This is a genomic window from Kangiella aquimarina DSM 16071, from assembly GCF_000374105.1.
GTDB lineage: Bacteria > Pseudomonadota > Gammaproteobacteria > Enterobacterales > Kangiellaceae > Kangiella > Kangiella aquimarina.
The window spans coordinates 1,317,944-1,342,523 of record NZ_KB893650.1 but is presented as its reverse complement, the minus strand read 5'-3'; the positions used below and the strand labels follow the sequence as shown (position 1 = coordinate 1,342,523).

General features: G+C 42.7%; 17 protein-coding genes and 3 tRNA genes. 7 read left to right on the top strand and 13 right to left on the bottom strand.

Annotated features, from left to right (window positions below):
- Window positions 1–38: 38 nt before the first annotated feature.
- Together sixA and B158_RS0106475 are read right to left on the bottom strand one after the other, a co-directional pair.
- On the bottom strand, window positions 39–500 hold the full coding sequence (gene sixA / locus B158_RS0106480) for a phosphohistidine phosphatase SixA (protein ID WP_018624551.1): 462 nt from the start codon (window positions 498–500) through the stop codon (window positions 39–41).
- 37 nt (window positions 501–537) lie between these two features.
- Window positions 538–1,545, bottom strand: coding sequence for an adenosine kinase (locus B158_RS0106475; protein WP_018624550.1), 1,008 nt, complete (start codon window positions 1,543–1,545; stop codon window positions 538–540).
- A 93-nt stretch (window positions 1,546–1,638) separates the two neighbouring features.
- Between B158_RS0106475 and B158_RS0106470 the strand changes: the two genes are divergently transcribed.
- On the top strand, window positions 1,639–2,490 hold the full coding sequence (locus tag B158_RS0106470; protein ID WP_018624549.1) for a 6-pyruvoyl trahydropterin synthase family protein: 852 nt from the start codon (window positions 1,639–1,641) through the stop codon (window positions 2,488–2,490).
- A 17-nt stretch (window positions 2,491–2,507) separates the two neighbouring features.
- Here the strand turns inward: B158_RS0106470 and B158_RS0106465 are convergent, their stop codons facing one another.
- The 7 genes from B158_RS0106465 to B158_RS0106430 all read right to left on the bottom strand — a co-directional run bounded on the left by B158_RS0106465 (window position 2,508) and on the right by B158_RS0106430 (window position 11,105).
- Window positions 2,508–5,672 carry an AsmA family protein gene (locus B158_RS0106465; RefSeq protein ID WP_018624548.1) on the bottom strand — a complete coding sequence of 1,055 codons (3,165 nt, stop codon included), beginning with the start codon at window positions 5,670–5,672 and terminating at the stop codon, window positions 2,508–2,510.
- Between the two features lie 47 nt (window positions 5,673–5,719).
- Window positions 5,720–6,535: an exodeoxyribonuclease III gene (gene xthA / locus B158_RS0106460; RefSeq protein WP_018624547.1), complete on the bottom strand. Its 816-nt coding sequence runs from the start codon at window positions 6,533–6,535 to the stop codon at window positions 5,720–5,722.
- Window positions 6,536–6,599: 64 nt separating this feature from the next.
- Window positions 6,600–8,429, bottom strand: coding sequence for a M61 family metallopeptidase (locus B158_RS12935; protein WP_018624546.1), 1,830 nt, complete (start codon window positions 8,427–8,429; stop codon window positions 6,600–6,602).
- 147 nt (window positions 8,430–8,576) lie between these two features.
- Window positions 8,577–8,927 (bottom strand): hypothetical protein, encoded by a 351-nt coding sequence (locus tag B158_RS0106450; RefSeq protein ID WP_018624545.1) that lies wholly within the window; start codon window positions 8,925–8,927, stop codon window positions 8,577–8,579.
- A 19-nt stretch (window positions 8,928–8,946) separates the two neighbouring features.
- Window positions 8,947–9,453, bottom strand: coding sequence for a hypothetical protein (locus B158_RS0106445; RefSeq protein ID WP_018624544.1), 507 nt, complete (start codon window positions 9,451–9,453; stop codon window positions 8,947–8,949).
- 301 nt (window positions 9,454–9,754) lie between these two features.
- Complete coding sequence (locus tag B158_RS0106435) at window positions 9,755–10,426, bottom strand: DUF2589 domain-containing protein (protein WP_018624541.1); 672 nt, start codon at window positions 10,424–10,426, stop codon at window positions 9,755–9,757.
- A gap of 64 nt (window positions 10,427–10,490) precedes the next feature.
- Window positions 10,491–11,105: a DUF2589 domain-containing protein gene (locus tag B158_RS0106430; protein ID WP_018624539.1), complete on the bottom strand. Its 615-nt coding sequence runs from the start codon at window positions 11,103–11,105 to the stop codon at window positions 10,491–10,493.
- Between the two features lie 219 nt (window positions 11,106–11,324).
- Between B158_RS0106430 and B158_RS0106425 the strand changes: the two genes are divergently transcribed.
- On the top strand, window positions 11,325–14,540 hold the full coding sequence (locus tag B158_RS0106425) for an nSTAND1 domain-containing NTPase (RefSeq protein ID WP_083911917.1): 3,216 nt from the start codon (window positions 11,325–11,327) through the stop codon (window positions 14,538–14,540).
- 13 nt (window positions 14,541–14,553) lie between these two features.
- Window positions 14,554–14,904: a hypothetical protein gene (locus tag B158_RS0106420; protein ID WP_018624536.1), complete on the top strand. Its 351-nt coding sequence runs from the start codon at window positions 14,554–14,556 to the stop codon at window positions 14,902–14,904.
- Window positions 14,905–15,182: 278 nt separating this feature from the next.
- Here the strand turns inward: B158_RS0106420 and B158_RS0106415 are convergent, their stop codons facing one another.
- Window positions 15,183–20,450: a S8 family serine peptidase gene (locus B158_RS0106415; RefSeq protein ID WP_018624535.1), complete on the bottom strand. Its 5,268-nt coding sequence runs from the start codon at window positions 20,448–20,450 to the stop codon at window positions 15,183–15,185.
- A 243-nt stretch (window positions 20,451–20,693) separates the two neighbouring features.
- Between B158_RS0106415 and B158_RS0106410 the strand changes: the two genes are divergently transcribed.
- The 4 genes from B158_RS0106410 to B158_RS0106395 are packed head-to-tail and all read left to right on the top strand — an operon-like array spanning window position 20,694 to window position 23,990.
- Window positions 20,694–21,608, top strand: coding sequence for a MipA/OmpV family protein (locus B158_RS0106410; protein ID WP_018624534.1), 915 nt, complete (start codon window positions 20,694–20,696; stop codon window positions 21,606–21,608).
- Between the two features lie 5 nt (window positions 21,609–21,613).
- On the top strand, window positions 21,614–22,054 hold the full coding sequence (locus tag B158_RS0106405; protein WP_083911915.1) for a DUF3019 domain-containing protein: 441 nt from the start codon (window positions 21,614–21,616) through the stop codon (window positions 22,052–22,054).
- A 2-nt stretch (window positions 22,055–22,056) separates the two neighbouring features.
- Window positions 22,057–22,758 (top strand): response regulator transcription factor, encoded by a 702-nt coding sequence (locus B158_RS0106400; RefSeq protein WP_018624532.1) that lies wholly within the window; start codon window positions 22,057–22,059, stop codon window positions 22,756–22,758.
- Window positions 22,755–23,990: an ATP-binding protein gene (locus B158_RS0106395; protein ID WP_018624531.1), complete on the top strand. Its 1,236-nt coding sequence runs from the start codon at window positions 22,755–22,757 to the stop codon at window positions 23,988–23,990. The genes B158_RS0106400 and B158_RS0106395 overlap by 4 nt, the downstream gene beginning before the upstream one ends.
- 100 nt (window positions 23,991–24,090) lie before the next feature.
- Here B158_RS0106395 and B158_RS0106390 read toward each other — a convergent pair.
- The 3 genes from B158_RS0106390 to B158_RS0106380 all read right to left on the bottom strand — a co-directional run bounded on the left by B158_RS0106390 (window position 24,091) and on the right by B158_RS0106380 (window position 24,435).
- Window positions 24,091–24,177, bottom strand: a tRNA-Leu gene (locus B158_RS0106390).
- A gap of 44 nt (window positions 24,178–24,221) precedes the next feature.
- Window positions 24,222–24,295, bottom strand: a tRNA-Cys gene (locus tag B158_RS0106385).
- A 64-nt stretch (window positions 24,296–24,359) separates the two neighbouring features.
- Window positions 24,360–24,435, bottom strand: a tRNA-Gly gene (locus B158_RS0106380).
- Between the last annotated feature and the right edge of the window lie 145 nt (window positions 24,436–24,580).

Below are 24,580 nucleotides of genomic sequence, written 5' to 3'. Positions count from 1 at the left end.
TCCAGTATAAACTTGTAGCTTATTGTTTTCGCAATAAGCTACTGTGGCTCATAGAAACTGCTTAGATTTGGTTTACCGTCTGCAAAATCCAATTCTGCTATGGCGGAAGTTGGGAAATATCGTCCCTGGTGCGGCAGCCAACTGGCCAACAGGTTGGCAACTAACGGCATATGGCTGACCAACAGGATGGTGGACTGAGGTAATGCTTCAACATAGGATGCTGTCATTGCCGGATCTGATTCAGAACGTAATAACGGTTCCTGCTCTCTTAAGAAAGGACGAACTTTGGCATTCATAAGCTCCTGCTCAACAATATCAGCGGTTTGCTGGGCTCTTAAATAAGGGCTGGCCAGCATCAGCTCAAGTTCCAACTCCTGTAGCTTTAATATTTCCGCGAGCCGCTGTGACATTTGTGCCACATCCTGCTTGCCCGATTCAGACAGCTGACGCTCCCCATCAATATAGGGAGCATCACCATGGCGCATAATCCATACTTTCATAATCTATAGAAACAGTCCTTATCTGGAGTCCAAATAACTATTTTGTAAAATTCTGCTGATTAAAGGCTCTTAACTCATCAATCGCTTTTCCGTAAAGACGAGGACCGAACTGTGTGACCAGATGTCCCGCGGCAAAGCTGGCAAGTTTGCCACAATCGGCAAATGAGTATCCCTGAGTTAAACCATAGAGAAATGCACCGGCAAACATATCGCCAGCGCCATTGGTATCTACAGCTTTAACCGGATGAGCCTCGATAGTATGCAATTTATCACCATCAAAGAAGATAGCGCCTTTTTTACCAAGAGTAATAGCAACCTGCTTAGCGGATTGCTTCAAAACATCCATAGCCAGGTGAATATCAGATTGCTCGGTAAACTCGAGCGCTTCATCATCATTACAGAACAACAGATCAACGCCACCTTCAAGCAGCTGCTCAATTTGAGGTTTAAAGAAGCGCACCATATTGGGATCAGATAAAGTGGTGGCAACTTTTACGCCATTAGCCTGTGCATGTTTTTTAGCACTTATAGCGGCTAAATGTGCTTCTGGTGAACTAACCAGATAACCTTCGAGATACAGATATTGGCTGTCTGCAAGCGCATCAAAGTGAATGTCCTGCTCTTTAAGCTCGCTGCTGATACCGAGGAAAGTATTCATAGTTCTATCAGCATCAGGAGTTACCATTACCAGACACTTACCGGTTGTGCCGTGATTGTCTTCCAGCTGATGTAATCCATTGTCGACCCCTGCTGAGTTCAGATCCGAAGCATAAAACACACCAGCCTCATCTCGCCCTACCTTGCATGAGTGAAATGCCTTACCGCCTAATTGTGCCAGAGCAATCACGCTATTGGCAGCAGAGCCACCGGATGCACGTTGGTGAATATTGCCGTGTAGGTGACTTAACAGATAATCATGGCGCTCTTCATCGACCAGGGTCATAACACCTTTTTCGACTCCAAGACGCTCAAGTTCCTGCTCATTGACTTCTATTTCAATATCAACCAGCGCATTGCCCAGGGCATATAAATCATATTGCTTCATAAAATACTAATGCTTATAAAAGTTAATTTTGCGATGCAGGGATTATGCTATAATTCAACACATTATTGAATGCCTTATTAAGAACCAATCATTATGCCTGCATTATTTGTTGACCAGCTTACCGTTATTGATTTCGCTTTCTTTGACCCAGTCAGAGGGATTGTCGGTGAAAGCTGGATAGTTGATCTGGTGCTTGAGGGCGAGCTTGATGATCAGGGTATGGTTTTTGACTTTGGGGATGTCAAAAAGCGAATAAAACAAGCCATAGATGCCACGCTTGACCATAAATTCGCAGTGCCCAGTCAATACTCAGAGATGTCTATTACGCAAGACGGTGACAAACTGACACTCGAAATGCGCGATAAACAGGGGCGCTTTTATCAACATCAGTCCCCTGCTCAGGCTGTAGCACTGATAAAAGCAGAAAGCATTACTCGTGAGAGCGCGCTTCCGCTGTTGCAAGATGCCTGCTCTAAGGTAGTACCGGAGAACGTGAAGAAGATTTTCCTGAATCTTCGCACCGAGCAAATATCTGGTGATTATTATCATTATGCCCACGGCTTGAAAAAGCATCTGGGGGATTGCCAGCGTATTGCGCATGGACACCGCTCGCAGATCCATATCTTTGAAAATGGGCAAAGAAACAAAGACCTCGAAGCCTATTGGTGTGACTTATGGCGCGATATTTATATCGGTACAGCTGAAGATTTGCACAAAGACTTTGAAGATGACGGCATTCAATACTTTGAATTTGCCTACCGAAGCGAACAAGGCGAGTTTTCTTTGGTCATTCCTGCTGAACGTTGCCATATTATGGAACAGGACTCTACCGTTGAACTGATCGCACAACACATCGCCGATCAACTTAAGGAAGCACACCCAAAATCCGAGATTGAAGTTAGAGCCTTCGAAGGCGTTAACAAAGGCGCTATAGCATTTAGTTAAGGTTTAATACCAATGGACTACTGAGTCGGTTCTTCCGACTCGGGTTCCTCATTACTTTCAGTGCTATCCGTACCCTCGCCTGTTTCCCTTTCTCCTACACCCTTACTAGAGTCACCTTCGATTTCAGGCTCTTCTGGTTTTAACTCTGGATGCGGTATCTCCACGCCTTCCTCAGGGTGAGTGACCTTGCCATCATAAACACTTTCACAATAACCACCTGTTAACAAACCCACACCAGATTTGAGTAAGCCAACAACTGAACCGGTCACAGCATCAAAAGCGGTACGGAAGGTTTCGATTTCAGGTGAGCTAAGACTGCCATTTAAAGTCTGGCTATATTCCTTGCAACCTTCATCATTGAGAATCATAAATTCAAAATCATTAAAGGCCATAATGGAAAGATCAATATTGCCATCAAAGGCAAAACGATAATATTGGGTTGATGCAGCCACATCTCGAGTTTTTAGTACACCATTCTCGACCACCATATCGATATTGATCTGACCAAACATGGTATTACCTTTGTTGGCACCAAGGTTACTCAAGACACCTTGCATACTGACACCTTGCGATAACAATAAACCCGCTGGACCAGCTAGAACGAAGCCACCAATATCAAGTAAGCCAAACTCTTGGCTCTCCAGAAAACGTTCTAATACTTTATTCACGTTCAAATTAATTAACTGAACAGGCTCAGTATTAGCAACCTGAATCTGGCCATTCAAACTATCGAATATCGACTCCGGAGCCAAACCGGTAAAACTCAGATCAGCAAGACCATTAAGCTTACCGCGCAGAGCAACAGACTCCTCGTTATCAGGTCTAACAAGCTGACTTAACTCTAAATTCTCAAAGTTAAAATTAAACTTAGATAAATAACCTGGTTGTGATAAATCAATCACCCAGTCAGCGTCAAGGTCAGTATCATTAACCCTAATCTTGAGAGGACTGACGGTTATTTTTTGATTTCTTTGGGTGGCTTTTATATCAATGTCAGAGAAGACATCTTCGTCCTGCTGAGCTTTGGCAATTTTCAATTCGATATTGGTGAAAGCATTTTGAAGCTGCGAGTCGTACCACCGGCTGATCAATTGTCCATTTTTAACCAGTGATAAATTAGTGGCGGTCAAATCAACATCTGTTACCACCAGTGACTCCTTGCTGGTAACAGCATTACCATCAACATCAAGCCTCTCGACCAAACGTAAAATATCACCATTAAAATTTCGGATATTAAGATTGTTAACCAATACCGATTCTAAAGGTAATTTTGACTCACTATTATCCGATGAAATATCAACCTGCTCATCTGACTGCTTCGTAAAATCCAATGAAAGCTTACCCGACTGGTTAGTAAGACGCTCTAATACTAACCGACTTTCACTGATTGTGCCGCTGGTTGAGAGTTTTTGAATGGAGACTTGTTTAGACTGCAAACTCTCCGCATCAAGCTTGAAACTAGTATCCAGATTACTAACGTCATTTAAAGTAAATAGTGCTTGCTCAAGCACCAATGGCAGCTCATCAATTTCAAAACGGGCATTAACCACCTTGATTTCATCATCGGTTAAGGTTGCCAACATGGAAAGTTGATCAATGTTGATATCGGCTAAGAGTATCGACTGAAAAGGTAACGCTACCGCTTCTGCTGAATTCTTCGCACTTTTATCAGGTTTATTGGTACCGCTTAAATCAAGGTCTAGATTGACACCACTTAATTGAAATGTTGCGGCAGTCAAATTACCTGTATCACTGATTATCTCAGTGGCAAAAGTAGCCACAGTACCTGATGGCATCTTTATATCAGAAGCTTCAATATTGGCAGACGCTTTTGAGGGCCAGCTTCCTGGTTCAGCAATAACAAGTTTATGCTCTAGAATGACCGGTAGTTGCTTTACAGTGGCGTTAATGGACTGTGCCTGATAAGGGTCACCAAGCTCAAGATTAAGTTTTCCCTCAGTTATTGTCAGTTGACTTATCTGCACACCCGCAAAAGGGAATCGAATGTCTAGCTGTTCAGCTTCAGCGGCTGCAACTGATGCCGGCTCAGATTCATCCTGTGGATTGCTGTCTTGAGGTAACGATGAATAATTGACGTAGGGTTTTTCAAGTAGTAGCTTCTTAACATCAAAGGTACTACTAGACAAATCACCTTCGAGCTCAAGATGGTCATAACTGAGGTTATCCGAACTCAATGATTGAGATGATAGTGCGTATTGGCTGTTTTGTTCAGCATAAAAAGCTTCCCAATCATTCCATAAAGGTCGCTTACTTTTAACCAGGATTAGTTCACTAAACGTAGCAGCAAAATCTTTAACTGCAAGTTGATAACTCCCCTCAATATTAATATTGGTATTACCTAGCTTAACTGTTTCGACAAACAGGTCTTCAAAAGGCAAGTTTTCCAGTTCTATTTGCTGCTCAGGTACCCTGGTTGAGACTTGTTGGTTACTAGCAAGCTGAATATTGATATCAGCAGATTGTGAAGACAGCTCTTCAATCATAACGCTACTATCCTGAACGCTGGCTTTTAAATTCACCCCATTCAAGCTACTTTTGTCGGTCTTCAACTGCTTTATATCTGCAACAATGGTCGTATTACTTTGATTAAAAAAGTCATTGAGCTTGGCAAAAAGAAAAGTGCTACTTTGAGCAATAGGCAAGTCAGAAACAACCAGATTGATTCCATTGGCTTCGAGATAAACCTCGTCGTCAAAAATAAAGCTAGAATCATTAATTCGAATTTCAGAAACATTTAGATTTTCAAAAAAGAATGGCTCTTCTTCATTTGAACTCTCACCAGTAGTACTCTCACCATTAGTTTGGGCCAACTGATAATCAAATGGATATCGTATCGTTGCTTTATCCAATTCCACACTATCAATTAACAAACTGCTGAACAGTCCGCTGTAGGAAAGCTCCGCTGTTAACTGTTCAAATGTTACTGCAGGATTATCTTGCGGACCGATTCGAGTTCTAGCAATACTGACAGTTCCGGAGAATAGCGAAACATCGAGCTCTCCAACCTGAGAGCTCATGCCCAGCTGCTCTTCGATCTGCTTTTCTAAGAAAGCTTCTGAATTAATGAGGTAGACGAGAATCGAAACAGAAATCACCAGCAGAATAATCAATCCTGCCAGAACCCAGAGTAATCTCTTACCCCACTTCCATAACTTGGTCATAAGCTTCCTGTTTCGATTAAAAGTTAATGTTTAAATTAAAACAGCTACTAACGATTTAAGTCAAACTCTGTCCACACAGGTGCATGGTCAGATGGTCGTTCCATGGAGCGGATTTCATAATCAATATCCGATGCAACGGCTCTATCGTTTAACCAGTCACAAGCGAACACTGAATCTATTCGAAGGCCACGCTTCGGATCTCGCTCAAAGCCACGGCTACGGTAATCAAACCAGCTGAACTTGTCATCAACATCAGGGTTAATGGTTCTGTAGGTATCATGCAACCCCGTAGCCAATATCTTTTGTAGCCACTCGCGTTCTTCTGGTAAGAAACTGCATTTACCATCACGCAACCAACGTTTTCGATTCGGTTCACCAATGCCAATATCAATGTCTTCAGGAGAGATATTAATATCACCCAATACAATTGTTCGATGGTCACCCTTATCATTTTGCAGATAAGTTAATAAATCCGCATAAAACTTTTGTTTGTAGGGAAATTTCACCGGGTGTTCGCGATTTTCACCCTGCGGGAAGTAACCATTAAGAACCTTGATCACCTCATTACCATATTGAAAGCTGGTAATGATCATACGACGCTGCGCATCGTCTGGATCGGTTGGAAATCCTTTCTCAACAGCCAAAGGCTTCTGCTTGCTGAAAGTAGCTACCCCATAGTGGGCTTTACCACCATGAATTTCTATGTGATAGCCAAGATGTTCATACAGTTCAAACGGGAAAGCATCATCATGAACCTTGGTTTCCTGAATACAAATAATATCCGGATCATGTTTTTCGACCAGCGCTTCAATTTGATGTGCTCGTGTACGAATACTATTAATATTAAAAGTTACTATTTTCATTCAATATCCCGTTCTTTATTCAATTTAAATTTTCAAAAGTTTCTTTAATTAAAAGCCTAACTAATCAAACGCTCAGCCATTGCTTAAGTTTAGGTGACTGGTCTTTTTGGTCACTGCCATACACCAAATAAGCAGTATCCGCTACGCTGGCCCGCAATGTTACTTCAAATCGCATCAGTTCGTCTCGACGGAAACCACGCATAACCACTTTTTCACCGATTTCACATTCTGCCAGGCGTTTCGCAAATTCATCATTATCAATTTTAAGATCATTCATGCTGATCAACTGATCGCCTGCGGAGATACCCGCTTCACAAGCCGCTGAGTCCCAATATACCGATTTGACAGTGAGGCCCAGGTTTGCCCCCTGATAATCAATACCTAAACTGGGTTTGGGTTTATTATGCGGCATTTCATCTTTGACCTGCCCTTTATCATTACGATCATTTCTCGGCTGGAACACTAATTCCATATCAACTGTTTTCAATAACTCAGTTAAAGGTAGCTCATCGGTTGAATAGAGCGCTAGCTGAAAAAAGTCATCTAACTCTTTCTGATTCTGCTGGCCACAAACTTCTTTGGTGATAATTTGGATTGAATCGTTCTTCACGCCAACCTGAGGCTGTCCAAACTCCTGCCACAGTCGCACCATGACATCTCTCAGCGACTTCTGGTTATCTGTCAGTTTGCGGATCAGCAAATCCATACATAGAGCTATCAGAGCACCTTTACTGTAATAACTAACCACCGCATTCGGCGCATTCTCATCCTGCTTATAGAACTTGGTCCAGGCATCAAAACTGGAATCTGTGACTGACTGAATTAAACGCCCACGAGCACGCTGAACAGTGGTTATTGTCTTGGCAATGGTCAATAAATATTGCTTAATGGGAATGATGCCTGTCTGTACCAGGGCCAAATTATCATAGTAAGAGGTAAAACCCTCAAAAGCCCACAACAGCTCTGTGTGTGACTCACTCTGTGTATCGTAAGGTAAAAACTCGGCAGGCTTAATGCGTTTTACATTCCAGGTGTGGAAATACTCATGCGAACAAAGGTCGAGGAATGTCTGATACGAGTCTTTAACTTTTTCCGGATCATCACTGGGTAGCGGTAAATCCTCACGACTGCAATGTAATGCGGTTGAATTTCTGTGTTCAAGCCCACCAAAACCTTTGCCCAGCACATAAGTCATGAAAATATAGCGATCAACCGGTGCCGGCTCGCCAAAGAAACGTATGTGATGCTCGCAGATTTTAATGAGATCATTTTTTAGTCGCGCTTCATCAACTTTGTGCTGTCCGGTAAGTGCCATATGATGTGGAACTCCACATGCTTCAAAACTGATGAGTCTAAAGTCAGACATTTCAACCGGACAATCAATAAGCTCATCGTAGTTATGAGCCTGATACCAACCAAAGCCAAACTCTTTGGTACCATCAACAGGCTGCAAACCAGTAGCAACGCGCCAGCTCTTGAAGGCTTCACCAGCTGGTGGCTGAATATTTACTTTATACTGGGCCTCTTCCTGCCCTTTCACCGCTAGAAAGACACTGGTGCCATTGAAGAAACCATGTGTCTGATCAAGGTGCGCTCCACGCACTGATAAATCCCAGGCATAGACCTGATAACGTACCTCAATAGGCTTATCATTGCCTCCCAGGCTCTCCACTAACCAACGAGCCTTGTCCAGCTTTTTAACCGGCAGGGACTGTCCTGCAGACTCAGCCTTTATCCACTGAATGTGCTTGGCAAAATCACGAATCATATAACTGCCGGGAATCCAGTTGGGAAGATAGAGTTCGACTTCTGGGTCAGAGGCCTTATCCAGAGTTAAAGTAACTTCAAAAAGGTGTGCGTGTGGATCTATGGGAAGGATCTGGTATTGGATCATGAAGGACGTTTATTATCCTGACGGTGAGTTCTCGCATGATTATAGGCAATCGAATAAAAATTTGCAGGTCTTAGTGAAAAAATAGCTGCAGCCGGACTATTAAAGTCCAACCACAGCTACCCTATCGCTACGATAGTTTGCTCTTTGTCATACAGGATGAGGATATCGGTTATCACCTGGGAAGTTCCCTCCATCAGGCAAACCTTCAATCACGGCAACACTGGGTGTAGGGGTTGGCATCGCCCACTCCAGCCAGCCGGGAATAAATGCATTACCCGGAAGTGGCGGCTGATTAGCTTGTGGATGGATATGGCCTACGACACAGATTCTGTACCCCTGCATCACTACATAGGTATAGGCCTGGCGGGTTTGACCTGCCTGTGAGGTATTCACAAATACAGAGTTATTGAAATCTGCCAATGCCACCGCTTGTGCAGCATCCTGATTGGTGAAATGTGGAGGATATCCCCACTGACACTTGTTTTGATCCCATGGCATAATTATCTCCTTGACCTATCTAAATGGCCTGACAGTTCTGTACTATATAAGCCTGAATGGTACAGCGCTTAATGGAGTTCATAGCGATATGCTGAGCCAGACTGTTTGGAACAATGACTTCAATATCACCCTCCTCGTTGTTATAGCAACGAAAGCAATAACCCAGCTGCCCCAGCCTGGGGATTAACAATTGATCATCGGCAACCGCTACCCCAGCATTTCGCAACGCCTGTTTAAGAGCAGGAACATCAATATCACCCTGCTTGAAAGACTCATCCAGGCAGGTTATCAAAGGTAAGTCACTAGTAACGGACACACGATGAATATAACCAACACCACTGCCATCTTGACCTGCATAGTCCGGTAAGTAGCCCTGTGCCGTTGATTCTGCTTCAGCAATATATAGACCTGACCAGTCTGCGTCATTGCCAGCACTCTGCTGATAAATTGCAGCATTCCAGACATCAAAATTCGCTGCTTTATAACCGATTTCTCCTATCGATAATTGTCCTATTTCTATATCCATAGCTTTACTCCTTCACTGATGGTTTATGACTGACAACGCAATTTAATGCTTGGCTTGTGCAGCAACTTTTTCAAATGAGTTAACGGCTTTGGTGACGACATTAGAAGACTCGCCAGCCAGAGAAATTTTGGCAGAGCACCCCTTACAACTGAATGAGTCTCCAGCGACTAATCTCTTGACGTTAATTGCAATGGGTTGTTGACAATTTGGGCAATTAATCTGCGTAAACATAAATAACTCCTTGCTTGATTAGCTTTATAAATAAGGCTATGCCGGAGCATAGCCTTGACTTGAACACCACTTAGCCAGCTTCACCATAAACAGGCATTTCAATCGGTGAAATACTGTTAGTGAATGCCTGGATAATGGTTGTAACACCCTGTGGCAATGGGATTTGACCGGCATGAACCTTCACGCTGTATTGAGCGGAGTTGCTCTTCTCATAATGAGTATCACGAGAAGACGAACTAGCACTGTCATAACTTACGCTACCCGAAACTTCAGCGGAGAATACTCCGTATCCAACCTTTGCTGAGAAGCTTGACTGAGCGCTAAGCGCTTCTTCAGTTTTCTCATTGGTGGTTTCACTGAAGCTCGATTTAACTTCCATATCAAAACCAATAGAAACATCATCAACTGCTAATGAGTTCAAAGGCAGGATAGTTAACAGTGGTAAGTCAAACGTTGTTTTAACTTCGCTAATAGTCGGTTCCTGATCGGGTTGCGATGGGTCAACTGGGACCAGAACACCGCGTGACAGGGTCATCTTGATCAGCACGGGCTGATAATGATCTTTTCCATCATCGGTAGTTTCCTTAGCAAAACAGGTATCAAGTAAAAACTTGGTCTGTGTTGCCGCCATTGCTGAGTTCGCTTTTGCTGCCGCTAATAAAGGGGCACCAATCAAGTCACCCATTGGCAACCCTGTGAACTGCTCAGCCATACTGACTAATGGTGGTTGTGCATCAGACATAGTAAATCTCCTTATATTTAAAGTTTGTTAAGTTAAAGTGCAGAAGAGCCCAAACCCACTTCTTCTATCCTGGGATTTGTGCTCTTAGTGCTCGGTCATAACCTTCCACAAGTTTCTGCAATCCTTGTGGCGGTTCTTTGCAATCAATCACCACTTCTAGTGTGGCGTGATGCGATTTGCCCTGGCCATCATCTTTGGATTTACCAAGACGACCGGCTTTGGGCTTATCTGGGAATGCGATCTGAAGTTTGTCTTCCACCAGACTGATATCCAGATCGGTAGTAAACTTCAGCTCAGACAATTGGATGGAGTTAATTGGAATAAGGCTTAGCAGAGGCACACTAACGGTATGGGTCTCTACTCCATGTTTTGTCACGTTAGGATATTCAATATTGACCAACTTAGGCGCTAATGAGCCCGCTTTATCATGCCCCGCTTTTTTCAATGCAGCAGAAAGACTATTAAGTACATCTTTAATTTTCTCAGCCTGCTCGGCATCTTTACTGTCCAGTTCGGCAATCGCCGACAAAGCTGACTTCGCTAAATCATCGACATCAGAGTCTTCTTCATAACGTTCAAAAAACTCATCAAGAATCTCAAGATTTTTTTTCGCCACTACCGATGAAGCTGATAGTGCACTTTGCTGTATGGCGGAAACTAACTCTTCTAAATTAATCATCGTTTTACTCCCTTAAATAAGTCATATTTGCATCTGCTGACAAACAGCGTTCATGCGGTTAGGATGATTAAGTTATGCGACGGATTGAGATGAAAGTCCTTCTGGAAAGCTGGAGAAAGCTTGCGGAAAACTGGATATTATAAAACACATATATTTCAATCAGTTAAAGAACAAAAATAATTTTAACAATAGAAATAAAAACAAATAGCTGAAGAGAAAATGATGGAAAATAGCCCAATTCAAATTGGTGAGTGGCTTGTGGATGTTGAAAGTCATCAAATGCAACGCTTAGACGATGCAACTCAACAAGTCATATTTGAACCAAAAGTCATGAATGTCCTGGCGTGCCTAATCGAGCATGCAGGTCAAGTTGTCAGCTCTGAGGTACTGTTAGATCGCTGCTGGCCTAATCAATTCCTCAGCGATAACCCCTTGCACAAATGTATCACTCAGCTAAGAAAAGCTTTTAAGGATAGCTCCAGAAATCCAACTTATATTCAAACAATTCCCAAGCGGGGATACCGACTCATAGCACAAATAAGTAGTGAGCCAGACAACAACCAAATAACTGACATTGATATTATTCCCTACCCGGGAACCCGCAGCTTTGCCTATTCTGAAAGCAGGCTATTTTATGGTCGAGACTACGCCGTCCAGGAACTGCTCTACATCATGAAACAGCCAGCGACATCGTTCACAAAAAATTGTGTTCTGGTGGTGGGTGAATCCCTGGTCGGTAAAACTTCTTTAATTCATGCAGGCCTTAGGCCTGAACTTGAGCAGCAAGAGATAGAATTTCAATACATTGATGCAATATCTTCTCAGAGTGACTATGACCAACAGTTAAAAGCCCTGGAAGCAATTACAAGGATTGAAGATGATAAAGGGGGAAAAGTTAGTAAGCCAACCGTGATTCTGTTCGATCATATTGAGCTTGCTGTAATGTTACGAGAGGAACAGCAAGAACATGCACATGATGTCAGCGATTTTAAAAATAGGGTTAAACAACTACTAGATTTAGCATTAAAACTTTACGCCAATCCCAATGTGAAACTATTAATATGCCTAAATCCATTTAATCTAGGGTTACTTAAAAAATTTTCCGCATACCAATCTATCGTTGATAACGCCCATCTTTATACCGTTAACCGTCCAGCATCAACCGACGTTTACTTGGCAATCACTCAACCCGCAATTAACTCTGGATACACTTTTAAGACCTGCCCAAAGACCGGTAAAACCCTCGCCCAGGAGTTACACAAACTTTATGTAAAAAATCAATTAACCCTTAAACAGCTACAAGGCTTACTACTGGAGTTATGCCAACGAAGTCCTGATAAGCAATTGAGCTTTGATATCTATAATCAGATTAAGCGTGAAAGAACTGACCTATGGATGAATCGACAGTCACATATCAGAAATGAAATCAATACAAATACTAAAGCTCTGGATCCACTGCTGGCAATACTTATCAAAGTTAATTTTGACGGTGCATTCCACATCAAATTGACTGAAATACAATTAGACACTATTCAAAATAATGAAATGTTAAGGCTAGTTGGCGAACTAATCAGTAACGATTTACTCAGCTGTTATATAAAAAACAACGAGTCCTATATTCGCTTTATAAGCCAATCGGTCATACATGCACTCCCCTTCACCCAGCAATGGATAAACAAACATTACCAAAGCCTTATCACTAAAGAGCATATTTCGGCGAATTGTGAGTTATGGAAAACACATAATCAAAGCAGCGGGTATTTATTGTCGCCTGGAAAGCCGCTTGAAGATGCCAGGCAACTCATGGAATTAAAGGGAAAAGAGCTCGCTCAGCCACACAAGGACTATATTCGCGCATCATTAAAAGCCGAGAAAAGAAAAAATAGAATAAAATCCATAATGGTAGCGGCAGTATGTATCCTTTCTCTGACTTCAACCAGTGCATTGCTGGTAGCCAATAACGCAAGAATAAGCCAACAAAATGCCAGAAATAACGCCGAACAGTTGATTGCTTTCATGAATCAGGAATTAAAGCGGGAGCTGATCCCTCTTGGTAAGCTGGACTTAATGGAGAGTCTCGGCATTGAGATTATCAACTACTTCAATAGTAGTGGGATTGATAGCTCAAGTGCTCAGCTTCACAATGCCATGGCACAAAGACTATTAGGTGAAGTTTATACTCAGCAGGGACATCATGACAAAGCTAACCACTTTTTCGAGCAAGCAACGAGCTTGTTAAACACTTTGGTTGAAAGCCAGCTTGAATCAAGCTCACTATACAATGACATTATTTATGAATTAGGACAGGTTAGTTATTGGCAAGGATATCTGAGCTATTTAAATAATGATTATTCGCAGACTCGTCATTACTGGGAAGCTTACTTTAATCATTCAACCCAGCTTATAGTTCTATCACCCGAAAACAGTCGCTATCTTAATGAGCTTTCCTATGCACATAATAATCTTGGCACACTGGAATTACTCGAACACGAGTATCAAGATGCGCTACACCATTTCGAGCAATCAGCCGAACTCAAGCAGCGACTACTCAAAGAAAGCAACTTGGATATCACAACGGAGCTGGTCGACACCTACTCATGGATTGCACGAACTTATGACTACCTTGGAGAAACCCACAAGAGTAGAGCTCAATATCAGAAGCAACTTGAAACCCTCCTGGCATTAAAGCAACAGCAAGATATCAATAAAGCACAACAATATTACCTTGCAGTAGCCTATCAAAACCTGGCCAATTTAAATTTTGTACTTAATGATATTCAACCATCGCTTGCTCAACTCAATAGCTCACTGCTCCTTCTTGATGAGCTGATTTCATATGAACCCACTAATGTGGAATATCAAGAATCAAAAGTATTCACCCTCATAATGCAGGGGCAGCTTTACCGTATTCAAGGCCAATATGATCTCGCTCAACTTCAGCTCAATAAAGCTCTGACACTTAATCAATCATTACAACCTGAAACGATTGGCCATGCTTCGCAAAAAGCTGAGTTCTATCAAAGTAAAATCTATTATGAACTGGGGCGCTATCACCAGGCACAAGGATATATAAAAAGTGCTGATGACTACTACCAAAAGGCTTTAACCCAAAACATACAAAAAAGCGGAGATAGTTACCATCAGGAATTATTCGCACTGCTCCACCTTAGAACAGCAGAGCTTAAAATGGCTCAAAAAAGGGATCAAACAATAACGGACTCAATACGATCGGAGCTTCAAATGGCCGAACAGATATTCGAACAATTGACAAAGAACAACCGTTCTTTACGCTATCAACTACCCTTTTGCCAAATTAAACACTACCTAAAAAAACAAGCAGTAAACAAATGTTCAACAACAGAAGGTGGAACTCTTAGCGTTCTTGATACCCATCCCGAATACAACAACCTATTCGAAACACCAATAGCAAACTAAAAAAGGAAAATCTATGAAAACAGAACTGACAGTGGTTTATGTTGGAGCAAATGGAAACTCTAACCTGGGAAAATATTTCTATAGCTACGATCCAGAAATACTGCTGGTCGAAGAGTGCGAATGCCCGCTCATCTTCACCCTCTCAGAAGCAACCCTACCTCACTACGAAATTGTTGATATATTCTTCTCAGGTTCCGGCAAGCAATTTAAAGATGTCAAAGTGTCAGAAGACAAAAGAAGCATCAGCTTTGTTGATATCAATACCAAAAAGCAACTGATAAGCCTTTCGATCCTGGTTAAAGATACCAAGCTGGGCAACCTGATCAACTGTGATCCTCAAGTAATGAATAAGCCACCAAATTAATAGCACTTCTAAGCCCAAAAAAAAGGCCCCAGGTCATAAGACTGGGGCCATACATATCAGCTAAAGTTATTTTGAAATAATTAACAATAATAACCTCCTATAATCGTAAAAATGCAAATATCACTCGAAAAATCGCCTCTTTATTACCAATAAAACTTGAGATTTTCCTATTTATTTGGCTCTAACAATTTCAAATACAAATTTAACAATTGTATAAAAAAAACTCAGGCCGAAGCCTGAGTAAAGTGAATAGGAGATATTTTATGATTATAAGAATTCTACACTCTGATGCGCTTTCTCAAGAAGAAGCCAAGCATCAGTAACAACAACCAGTTGGTGCTACCACCACCGCCAGAACCGCCTTCAGTACCACCAGTAGAAGGAGCTGCTGATACTTCAACATCAACGGTTTTCTCGACCTGTAGAGATCCATCACTGACCACAAGTGTGAAAGTGTAGGAACCGGCAGCCAGACCGCTTACAGAAGTTGTTGCAGCGGAACTGTTTTCGATAGTACCTGAGCCAGACCAGTTGAAGATTAAACTATCACCATCAGGATCATAGGTACCTGAAGCATTCAAGCTAGCGCTTTGACCTTCAGTGATAGTGATCTCATCAGACTCCAGCACGACCACTGGTGCGTCATTGACGCCGCTAACATTAACCATGAACTTGGTTGTTGCGCGATCCGTTGGCTGGTTATCATCATGAACCGTCACAGTAACTTCAGTCATGCCTGAGAAGTTTTCATTAGCAATCAGGTCAAAGGTTGCACCATTGTGGTGTCCATTAACAACCGCAGTCACACCTTCACCGTGAACACTAATGGTGTTTGAAACATTGTTGTTATCCATGTAAGCAACTTGAATGCCTTCAATGGTGCCCTCTTCTACCATGGACTGGTCATCAATGCTGAATAGCGTGATGTTTGAAGGCGAAGTTAAACTAGCCGTTAAAGCTTTAGTGCCCACTCCGTCCATTGTCAGCATAGAAGTTACATCAAAACTTTGACCAATTGCTTCAGGCTTAACTTTAACCTTAAACGCAACTTCAAAGGCTGTTACTTCAGGTCCGTTGTAGTCAAAGCAGATAGCCATATCATCGCGTAAGTAGTTCTCAAGTTGACCATAACCGTCAAAACCTGGCACTACACTTTGATTGAGGTATCCATCAATAGGTGCACCTGCCCATGGGCTTGCGCCACCATGCACACCGGCTGTTGCAGAATACTCAACACGGAGGTTGCTTTGGAATGGTGAACCGTTACCAATGTAATGGCCAAAGTTCAGGTTGTCATAAGCATAAACCATTTCATAAGCGCCAGTAGCTGAACTGTAGTCACGAGCAAGGATAAGCTGCGCATCGACAGAAGTTGTTGAGCTGGTGTTTGGCTCCCAATCTGCACAACCTCTGAAGGTACAGGAAGTACCGGTTACATGCTGAAGATTATCCCACTCGATTAGCACGTGAGTGCCTTCGTTCTGTTGATTCACCAGACGCACGAAGCTTATACCTGAGGCTTCAGCTTCAACACCTGTGTCAACGTAAGGAGCACCAAATTCCATGCCTTGAGCACCGAATCCAGCCAGGCCATACCAGAACACACCCATGTTCGCGATAGATGGGGCTTTGTAATTCTCATTGAATGCCATATTGGTATATGCACCGAAGAATCCTGGTGCCATGCCATGCAAGTCCACCATGCCATTACCCCAGATGTATAGGCTGTTACTGTTGAATGTATTACCTTCCTGATAGTTGAACAGAGCGTAAGCCTCACCTGATGAAGCACGTTCATCCTGGAAGATCTCATTCAAGGTCACTTGCAATCCAGGCTGTCTGTTACTCTCTGGAGCATTCTCAAGTGGAGAGAAACCAAAGTCATACAGGTTCACATAACCGCCATCACCCACCGGTGTACGACATGACGCATCAGTTAGAGAGTCGGTAATAATATACTCACGCTTACGATCGCGACTATCTGTTTGAATTCCGGTTACTGTAAAGCTGTTACCTTCCTGAGAAATATCAGCATTTACAAATCGGTTATCGACAAGTTGAACGCTGCCATCAACCAACTCAAGGCCTTCTGGAATGTCAGACGTCAGGTTAAAGCTACGATCAGAACCACTCAGGTTAGCGCTAACAGAAACGGTGTAATCAATGACGTCTCCAACAACCGCACCATTCTGGCTGGCTGTCAAATTAATGCCGTCTTTTTTACGTACAAGGTTAGTAGAGATCAGACCGATGTTATCTGGATTATTTCCGTCAGTACCAAATTCAATTGCAGTGTAATACTTTTGACCTTCTGCAAAATCAGTGTCATCAAGATGTAAAGTCACATCATAGAAATTATCCATGTTGGTGCTAGCTGGCGCTTCAACATTCAGGTATGTAGCCTGATCACCCATAACAACGGCAGTAGCTACTTTGTGCTTGAAAACTGCATCTTCATAGCCTAGGTAAGCTCTAGTGTTATAGTTATGCTCCTGCCACACTACCCAGTAGTTTCCAGCTTCAGGATTTGGAATATTGCACCAGTCCATCAAATCAGTTGAGTCAATGACCGATTTACAGATAGCTTCATTGTCATAATCAATAACACCATCTTCATTAGCGTCAATACCTACATAAATACCAGCATTACCAATTGGCTTAGTGTACTCATTCGGATTAATAGCAGCTCCGCTTTCCAGAACTTCAGCAACGAAACGCTTAGCACCTTCTGGAACTGTTACCCAGGTTACTTTAACGCGATCCAGATCCTCAGCAACTTCAAACAAATTAGAACCACTACCTGAGTTACGCTCAACCAGTTCAACTTCTTCAATATTCGCTAAAACTGGCTCGTAAGCAGCAACATTCAAGTTTGGTGCTTCGCCCAACGCTAGATCTTTAATGGTATGACTGCTTTGAGCTGAGAAAACGTTGTACTCAACCACTTCAGGCAAAGTACCGCTATCCAGTTCCATCTCAACATTCATACTGGCAACAGGAACTGCCGGATTTTCATGAGTAAGATGTACTTGTCCAAATACTGATAACCCACGAGGCGAAGCATGTACGCTACGAGAGTCAATCCATGAACCATTAATGATGATGCGCTGAGTTTCGCCAGCCTTTAGTGAGAACGTGCTTGGGAAAGCTTCAATCTCAACACTGTACTCATCTGTTTCAGTTGACACTGTCCAGGTTCCATCAACAGTTGCTGTCACTTCACGAACCCAGCTACAGCTACGGTAGCAGCTTGAATCAACCATATTCGGGGTATTTAAAGCACCAATGTTACCGCCTTGATGTGGATTAGCGATAGCGTAGTGTTCAACTGGAACATGCATGATCAATCCAGAGTGGATCGCTTTATCAACTTGAGCAATACCCGAACCATAGAACCAAGGATTGGCAAGCTCAGGACGACCGAACTGATCACCAACCAGATCATTAGCTGTTAATTGCAATGCCGACATCACTTCAGACGGCGACCAATCTGGGCGAGCCTGCTTAATCAACGCCAACGCACCTGCAATATGAGGGCTCGACATTGATGTACCACTGATAGAGTTAAAATCAGTTGCGCTGGCATATTGTGTGAAAGGCTGATCCGAAGAATAAGCTGAGTAAATATCAGAACCTGGAGCAGTAATACCAGGGGCTGTAGACTCACGGTATTCTTCTAAATATGCATGACCAATTGAACTGAATGGTGAAATGGCATCCTGACGTGCAGTATCAATCGTGCGCGTAACTTCGGTTGCAGGAATGGTGCCATAGTGACCATCCAAATCGTTCAACCAGGCAACAACGACATCGCCATCATAACGATCCATTTGAACCGTTGGAATGTTATGTGGCAAGTTTGGATAGATGTCCTGTGATGAATCAGCAGTATTATAAATTACTACGGCAGCACCGCCACCAGCAGCAACATTTGCTGACTTATCAATTAGGGCGTTTATACCACGCTCACAGAAAACGATTTCTCCATTGGCAAAAGTTCCCGCAGGAAATGGTATTGAACACAGCGAGTCACCGTAATCAGCAGCTAAAACCATTGGGCCAGAAACTGGCGCTTTGTTGATACCCTGAACATCGGTGCGATATGCCGCTGGGAGAGAAGCACCGTTATAAGATAAATCCTGTAACTGAGCCGCTGTTTGGACATTGAACTTACGTCCATGCTGGCTTGAAGCTACTGATAGCAACCAAGGAGATACGTGGTTTACAGAACGGTAGACACCTGCGTTACCGGCAGAAGCTGCAACGTTAATACCCGATTCATGAGCAGATAAGAAAGAAAGCTCTACTGGGTCATTATGCGAATCATAACCGCCAGAAATTGAATAGTTGATAACATCAACGCCATCTAGAATAGCCTGCTCAATTGCAGGGATAATTGCACTGCTAGGACAGCCAACCCACTTATCACCACCGTTTCCAGGGTAACAAACCTGATAAGAAATAATATTCGCATGAGGAGCAATACCCGACATTTGCGGAATCACATAACCGGTATCAATACCTTCATGAGTTTGCGCAATTGCTGGAATTTTATACGGCACATCATATAAAACATTACCCGCAGCAATACTGGCAGTGTGTGAACCGTGCCCCTGGTGGTCTTCACCAACCGCCGGACGTGTTTCAGTAAACTCGGGATCGCTGAAGACATCGGTAATGATAGGAGTCGACCAGACACCAATAAGCTTGTCATTACATAAATACTGGAAAGCTTCCGCGCTACAATCATGCAGAAAATTGCCAGAGCCTAATGGATTCTGAACGGTATAGCCGTCATCACCTGTAGCTGCAAAAGAAGGATGCTGAGTATTAATACCGGTATCGATAACACCGATAAGCATACCCTCACCTTTTATGCCATCTGGATTACCCGGGATAGTAGTATCAACCCAGGCATTAGGAACACCAGTACGTTCTGGTGCGATATCCATTAATAGCTCATGACGCACATCTCTGGAAATATAAGCAACTTCGCTTAGCTTCGACAGGCGCTCTGCCTCGTCCTGAGTCATTTCAGCAATCACGGCATTAATAGCAATCTGGTGTTGCTTTTTGACATTCAGGTTAACGCCAACCGAACCGGCTTTACTAATCAATGCCGCCTGCTCACTTTTCAGTTTACTGGTATAGGCAGCAATTTTAGAATTGGATTTAAGATCGACTTTTCTTGGACCTAAAGACTTATTTGAGAACAGATCCTTGGTGGATTCAAAACCACTATCGTCACCTTTATAAAGAGCAGCTGGTGCACTTTTTAATTGAATAATATAATTGTGACGACCTGAAATATTATCTTCAGCCTTAAACTTTACTTTTGGGCTTAACTTAACGTTTCCACCCATACCTTCAAGCAAAGAGATATCTGAAGTTTCGTAGCCTGACTCTACTCGCGACTTTGCAGCCTCAGGGCTGATATTAATGGGCTCTAGCTGATAGCCTGAACCTCCGACTGCGCTTGCAGTAGCTGCTATGCCAGCTGAATAAACAGCGGCTACAACAACTGAAGCAATGGTTTTGATTTTCACGACTGTACTCCTATAAATTGAATAAATTTTTTTATAGCGCCAGTACGTATAGCACAACCAAAACTAATACCCAGAAGCATAAAATGTACGAAATTGTACGAGCAGGAAGAGATCAAAGACTTCCGCAATCTTTGTACGAAATTGTACGAATCTTATTTACTGGTTGGACAAGCTTTCAAGTCGTTGCTAGACTCGATTTACTGTCAATAAAATACAGTAGACGACCCTCTAACGGGTTTACCTATGAAGAAACTTTTCCTTTTATTAATACTGTTTTCATTAAGCACCATTTCTCTATCGGTCATTGCCACCGAGAACGCCCCTATTGAAACTGCAACAATAGAAATCGAAGCTGTTGATGAAACACAAATTCCAAAGGAAAAAGAATCACAAGAAACGAATACATCAGAGTATCAACAGACTGGTGAATGGCAATTTTCGCTAAGCTTAGGTTATGGCCAGGTTGAAAGCATCATCAGTAATGTCGATGACTATGATCTATACCTGCTTCCAAGCATTAGCTATTACGGTGACAATTTTTTCCTCGACAATACCACCATCGGCTACACACTGTTTGAAGACTCTGAGCTGTATATCGATTTGGTGGGACGTCTTAACGATGACGGTATCTATTTCAAGCTTGATGATTTCGGAGTGTTCACCGCTCTAGGCATTCAGCCACCCCTCAGAGACCCAAGAATTCAACCCGAAGATATTAAACGTGATATCTCCTACTTAGCTGGCCTCGCCATTAACTATTCGATCGGTGACTTTGACATACGCTCAGGTTATTACCAGGACATCACAGATGTTCATAATGGTTACGAAGTTGACCTGTCCATTTCCTATGGATTTATGATTACTGATAAATGGTCGTTAGGCATAAGAGGTAGTGCTATACATAAGAGTAAAAAGCTGCTCAACTATTATTATGGAATCACTCCTGAAGAAGGCTTGTTACCAATATTCACCTACCAGCCGAATTCTTCAGGCACCAATTACGCTTTTAGCCTCGACTCGGAGTACCAAATAAATTCTTCCTGGTCCTGGCAGTTAAATTACCGGAGAAGCTTTTTATCACACGAAATCACTGACAGTGAAATTATCAGCACGGATGAACCAGACACTTACTTTCTGGGTATAAAATATCGATTCTAGGACTTATGATGAAGCGACCTGTATTTGCTATTTCACTAACAACTTACCTCCTGGTAGGAAGTTACTGTTTGGCCACGCAACAGGAACATAACTGGAGTCCAGAATCCCCCATCGAGGATATGACAGCAACCCTGACCATCAAGCCAACAACCTGTGTGGTTAAACAACAGGGCGAAATCTGCAAACAGGGAATCATCATATCGTTTGTCAGTAAGCAACCCCATAATTTATGCATCTATCAGGTACCCAAAGAGACTCCCCTTTGGTGCAAAGAGCAAACCAGGCAAGCCGAACTTAACGTCACCGTAACCGCCAATAAAAGTATTGAACTTCAGGCGGTTGATGAAGATAAAGGATTAGTTTTAGCAACCAGTAGTTTTATCCATAGTGTTTTCGAGCCCGTTGATAAAAGAAAACGTCGAAACTACGGCATAGGGATCTTATAGCCATGTTAGATTGTAATATTCTGCTAATCGAAGATGACTTGCCATTGGCTCAACTCATTGAGGAGTACCTTACTGCGCATGGTTTTTTGATTACCCACATTGCAAAAGGCCTTGATGCAAAAAAAGTCGCCAACCCAGAGTCTTTTGATCTAATTTTATGTGATGTCATGCTGCCGGATATTGATGGTTTTAACCTGAAAAACATTTTAGAACAGACCTTTCATTGCCCGATTATCTTCATGACTGCACTGAGCGATGATGAAGATCAGATAAGAGGGCTGGAGCTGGGAGCGATTGATTATATTGTTAAACCGGTAGAGCCCAACGTCCTACTTGCCCGAATCAAAGCCAATCTACGTAAAACAAAGCCTCTCAAATCTCAAGACATATTAACGATTAGCGATTTAGAGCTTAATAAAAATCAAAAAGTAGCGACCGTAGCCAACAAGCCATTGGATTTAACCAGCCAAGATTTTGACCTGCTATGGGTGTTCGCAATCAATCAAGGCAAAGTGCTTTCCAGAGAATTTCTATTCCAGGCAATTATTGGTCGGGAATATAACGGTATGGATAGAACCGTTGATGCCAGAACCAGCCGCTTGCGTGCCAAAATAGACAGCTTCAAAATACCCGGTCTGGTCATACGTACAGTATGGGGCAAAGGCTATTTATTTACCTATACCAAAGAAGTAGAAGCTCAATGAAGTTCCAGTTCTTTAGGTTTTATGCACTGATAATCCTGGCAGGTGCACTATTGATTTGGTCGTTTAACCAAATTTATAACGCCATTCAGGATGACAATGCCAACTATCAAATAGAAGTGGATTATTTTTTTGATGGACTTAGCTCAGATAGCAAAAGAGGTACAAAGCCATTACCTAATCTTTTGACCATTGAAGCTGCCAGCTTAGCTTTGCCACCAGATATCCAGCAGATGGTTGAACAAGGCAAGGTTATTGCCATCACAGATGATAGCGATCAGACCTTTTACTATAAAAAAGATCTCAATAGTGGACAGCTGATGCAGTTCGGTCCTTTTATGCATCAGAAGAAAGCAACCTCCTTTGAACCTTATGTAGTACCTCTTTTTTACAGCAGCCTCGCGTTTCTCATACTGCTCATGATGCGTCCCATTTTTCGCGACCTATATAAACTGCAACAGGATGCAGTGGATTTCGGATTAAAGCCCTCCCCTATGAAGCGTTCTGTTAAGGAGTCTTCAAACATTTATCCTCTGGCTCGGGCCTTTTATACCATGTCCGACAAAGTCTTAAACTTTATCCAGATGAATAAAGATTTGTCGCGGACTATTTCTCATGAAATACGGACGCCACTGGCACGCATGAAGTTTATGTTGGAACTGATTTCGCCCAATATTAAAACTTCGCAAAAAGAACGAATACAAAACGATATTTCCGAGATTGAATCACTGGTCAATGACTATTTGTCCTTCGCCAAAGTGGAAAATGAAACTGACACACTCCATTTTGAAGTGCTTTCCATAAAAGACTTTCTCAAAGAGATATACGAAAAATTCTCAATATATGAAGAGCAAACCGTTATTCATTGTCATAGCGATGATGTACAGGTTTGCTTCGACAAATCATCAATGTCGATCGCCATTCAAAACCTGCTCACCAATGCCATCCGCTTTTCGGATAAACAGATCAGTTTGAATTTCTCACTGGTTGATAACAACTGTGTGCTATCAGTGGAAGACGATGGTCCGGGCGTGGGAGACAATGCCCAGCAGTTGATGCAGCCTTTCAGCCGCGAGAACGTAAAAGAACAGAATCACAAAGGATTTGGCTTAGGGCTATATATCGTCCGCAAAGTAGCAATCTGGCATGAGGGCGAGTTTTCCATTTCTAAATCCGATGCACTTGGTGGCGCCAAGATGGAAATACGTTGGCCAAGAAACCTACCGCATAGCTAAGTGTTCAGAGCTTCTTACTAGAATTGCCAAATATCAACAGCCATTAACAGTGCTTGTTACTGTAACGCAGTTTATTTAGGTCTATAAGATTGAAAAGAGATGGTGCCCAGGGCCGGAGTCGAACCGGCACGGTGTTGCCACCGAGGGATTTTAAGTCCCTTGCGTCTACCAATTTCGCCACCTGGGCAGATGACTTGTCTCGCACCTTGCTTTACAGCTTAGGTCTGATTATGGAGGCTGAGGCCGGAGTCGAACCGACGTCCACGGATTTGCAATCCGCTGTATAGCCACTCTACCACTCAGCCATAAATCAGTTTTACTGGTGCTGATATAAAAAACCTCGGCCTAGAAGCACCGAGGTTTTGAATTTGGAGCGGGAAACGAGATTCGAACTCGCGACCCCAACCTTGGCAAGGTTGTGCTCTACCAGCTGAGCTATTCCCGCGTCATTTGATGGCGTGCATTTTACTGTGAAATCTTTATGTGTCAACACAAAAAATCAATTTTTTTAGCACGCTTCCTGATGCTGATTAAGGCTTGAACAATGTGTTGTTTTTTTAGCCTTTAATCCTGGTGCCGCGTCAGGAGCT

Coding starts and splice junctions, on each gene's coding strand:
- sixA (WP_018624551.1), bottom strand. CDS start 500: ATGAAAGTATGGATTATGCGCCATGGTGATGCTCCCTATATTGATGGG.
- B158_RS0106475 (WP_018624550.1), bottom strand. CDS start 1,545: ATGAAGCAATATGATTTATATGCCCTGGGCAATGCGCTGGTTGATATT.
- B158_RS0106470 (WP_018624549.1), top strand. CDS start 1,639: ATGCCTGCATTATTTGTTGACCAGCTTACCGTTATTGATTTCGCTTTC.
- B158_RS0106465 (WP_018624548.1), bottom strand. CDS start 5,672: ATGACCAAGTTATGGAAGTGGGGTAAGAGATTACTCTGGGTTCTGGCA.
- xthA (WP_018624547.1), bottom strand. CDS start 6,535: ATGAAAATAGTAACTTTTAATATTAATAGTATTCGTACACGAGCACAT.
- B158_RS12935 (WP_018624546.1), bottom strand. CDS start 8,429: ATGATCCAATACCAGATCCTTCCCATAGATCCACACGCACACCTTTTT.
- B158_RS0106450 (WP_018624545.1), bottom strand. CDS start 8,927: ATGCCATGGGATCAAAACAAGTGTCAGTGGGGATATCCTCCACATTTC.
- B158_RS0106445 (WP_018624544.1), bottom strand. CDS start 9,453: ATGGATATAGAAATAGGACAATTATCGATAGGAGAAATCGGTTATAAA.
- B158_RS0106435 (WP_018624541.1), bottom strand. CDS start 10,426: ATGTCTGATGCACAACCACCATTAGTCAGTATGGCTGAGCAGTTCACA.
- B158_RS0106430 (WP_018624539.1), bottom strand. CDS start 11,105: ATGATTAATTTAGAAGAGTTAGTTTCCGCCATACAGCAAAGTGCACTA.
- B158_RS0106425 (WP_083911917.1), top strand. CDS start 11,325: ATGATGGAAAATAGCCCAATTCAAATTGGTGAGTGGCTTGTGGATGTT.
- B158_RS0106420 (WP_018624536.1), top strand. CDS start 14,554: ATGAAAACAGAACTGACAGTGGTTTATGTTGGAGCAAATGGAAACTCT.
- B158_RS0106410 (WP_018624534.1), top strand. CDS start 20,694: ATGAAGAAACTTTTCCTTTTATTAATACTGTTTTCATTAAGCACCATT.
- B158_RS0106405 (WP_083911915.1), top strand. CDS start 21,614: ATGATGAAGCGACCTGTATTTGCTATTTCACTAACAACTTACCTCCTG.
- B158_RS0106400 (WP_018624532.1), top strand. CDS start 22,057: ATGTTAGATTGTAATATTCTGCTAATCGAAGATGACTTGCCATTGGCT.
- B158_RS0106395 (WP_018624531.1), top strand. CDS start 22,755: ATGAAGTTCCAGTTCTTTAGGTTTTATGCACTGATAATCCTGGCAGGT.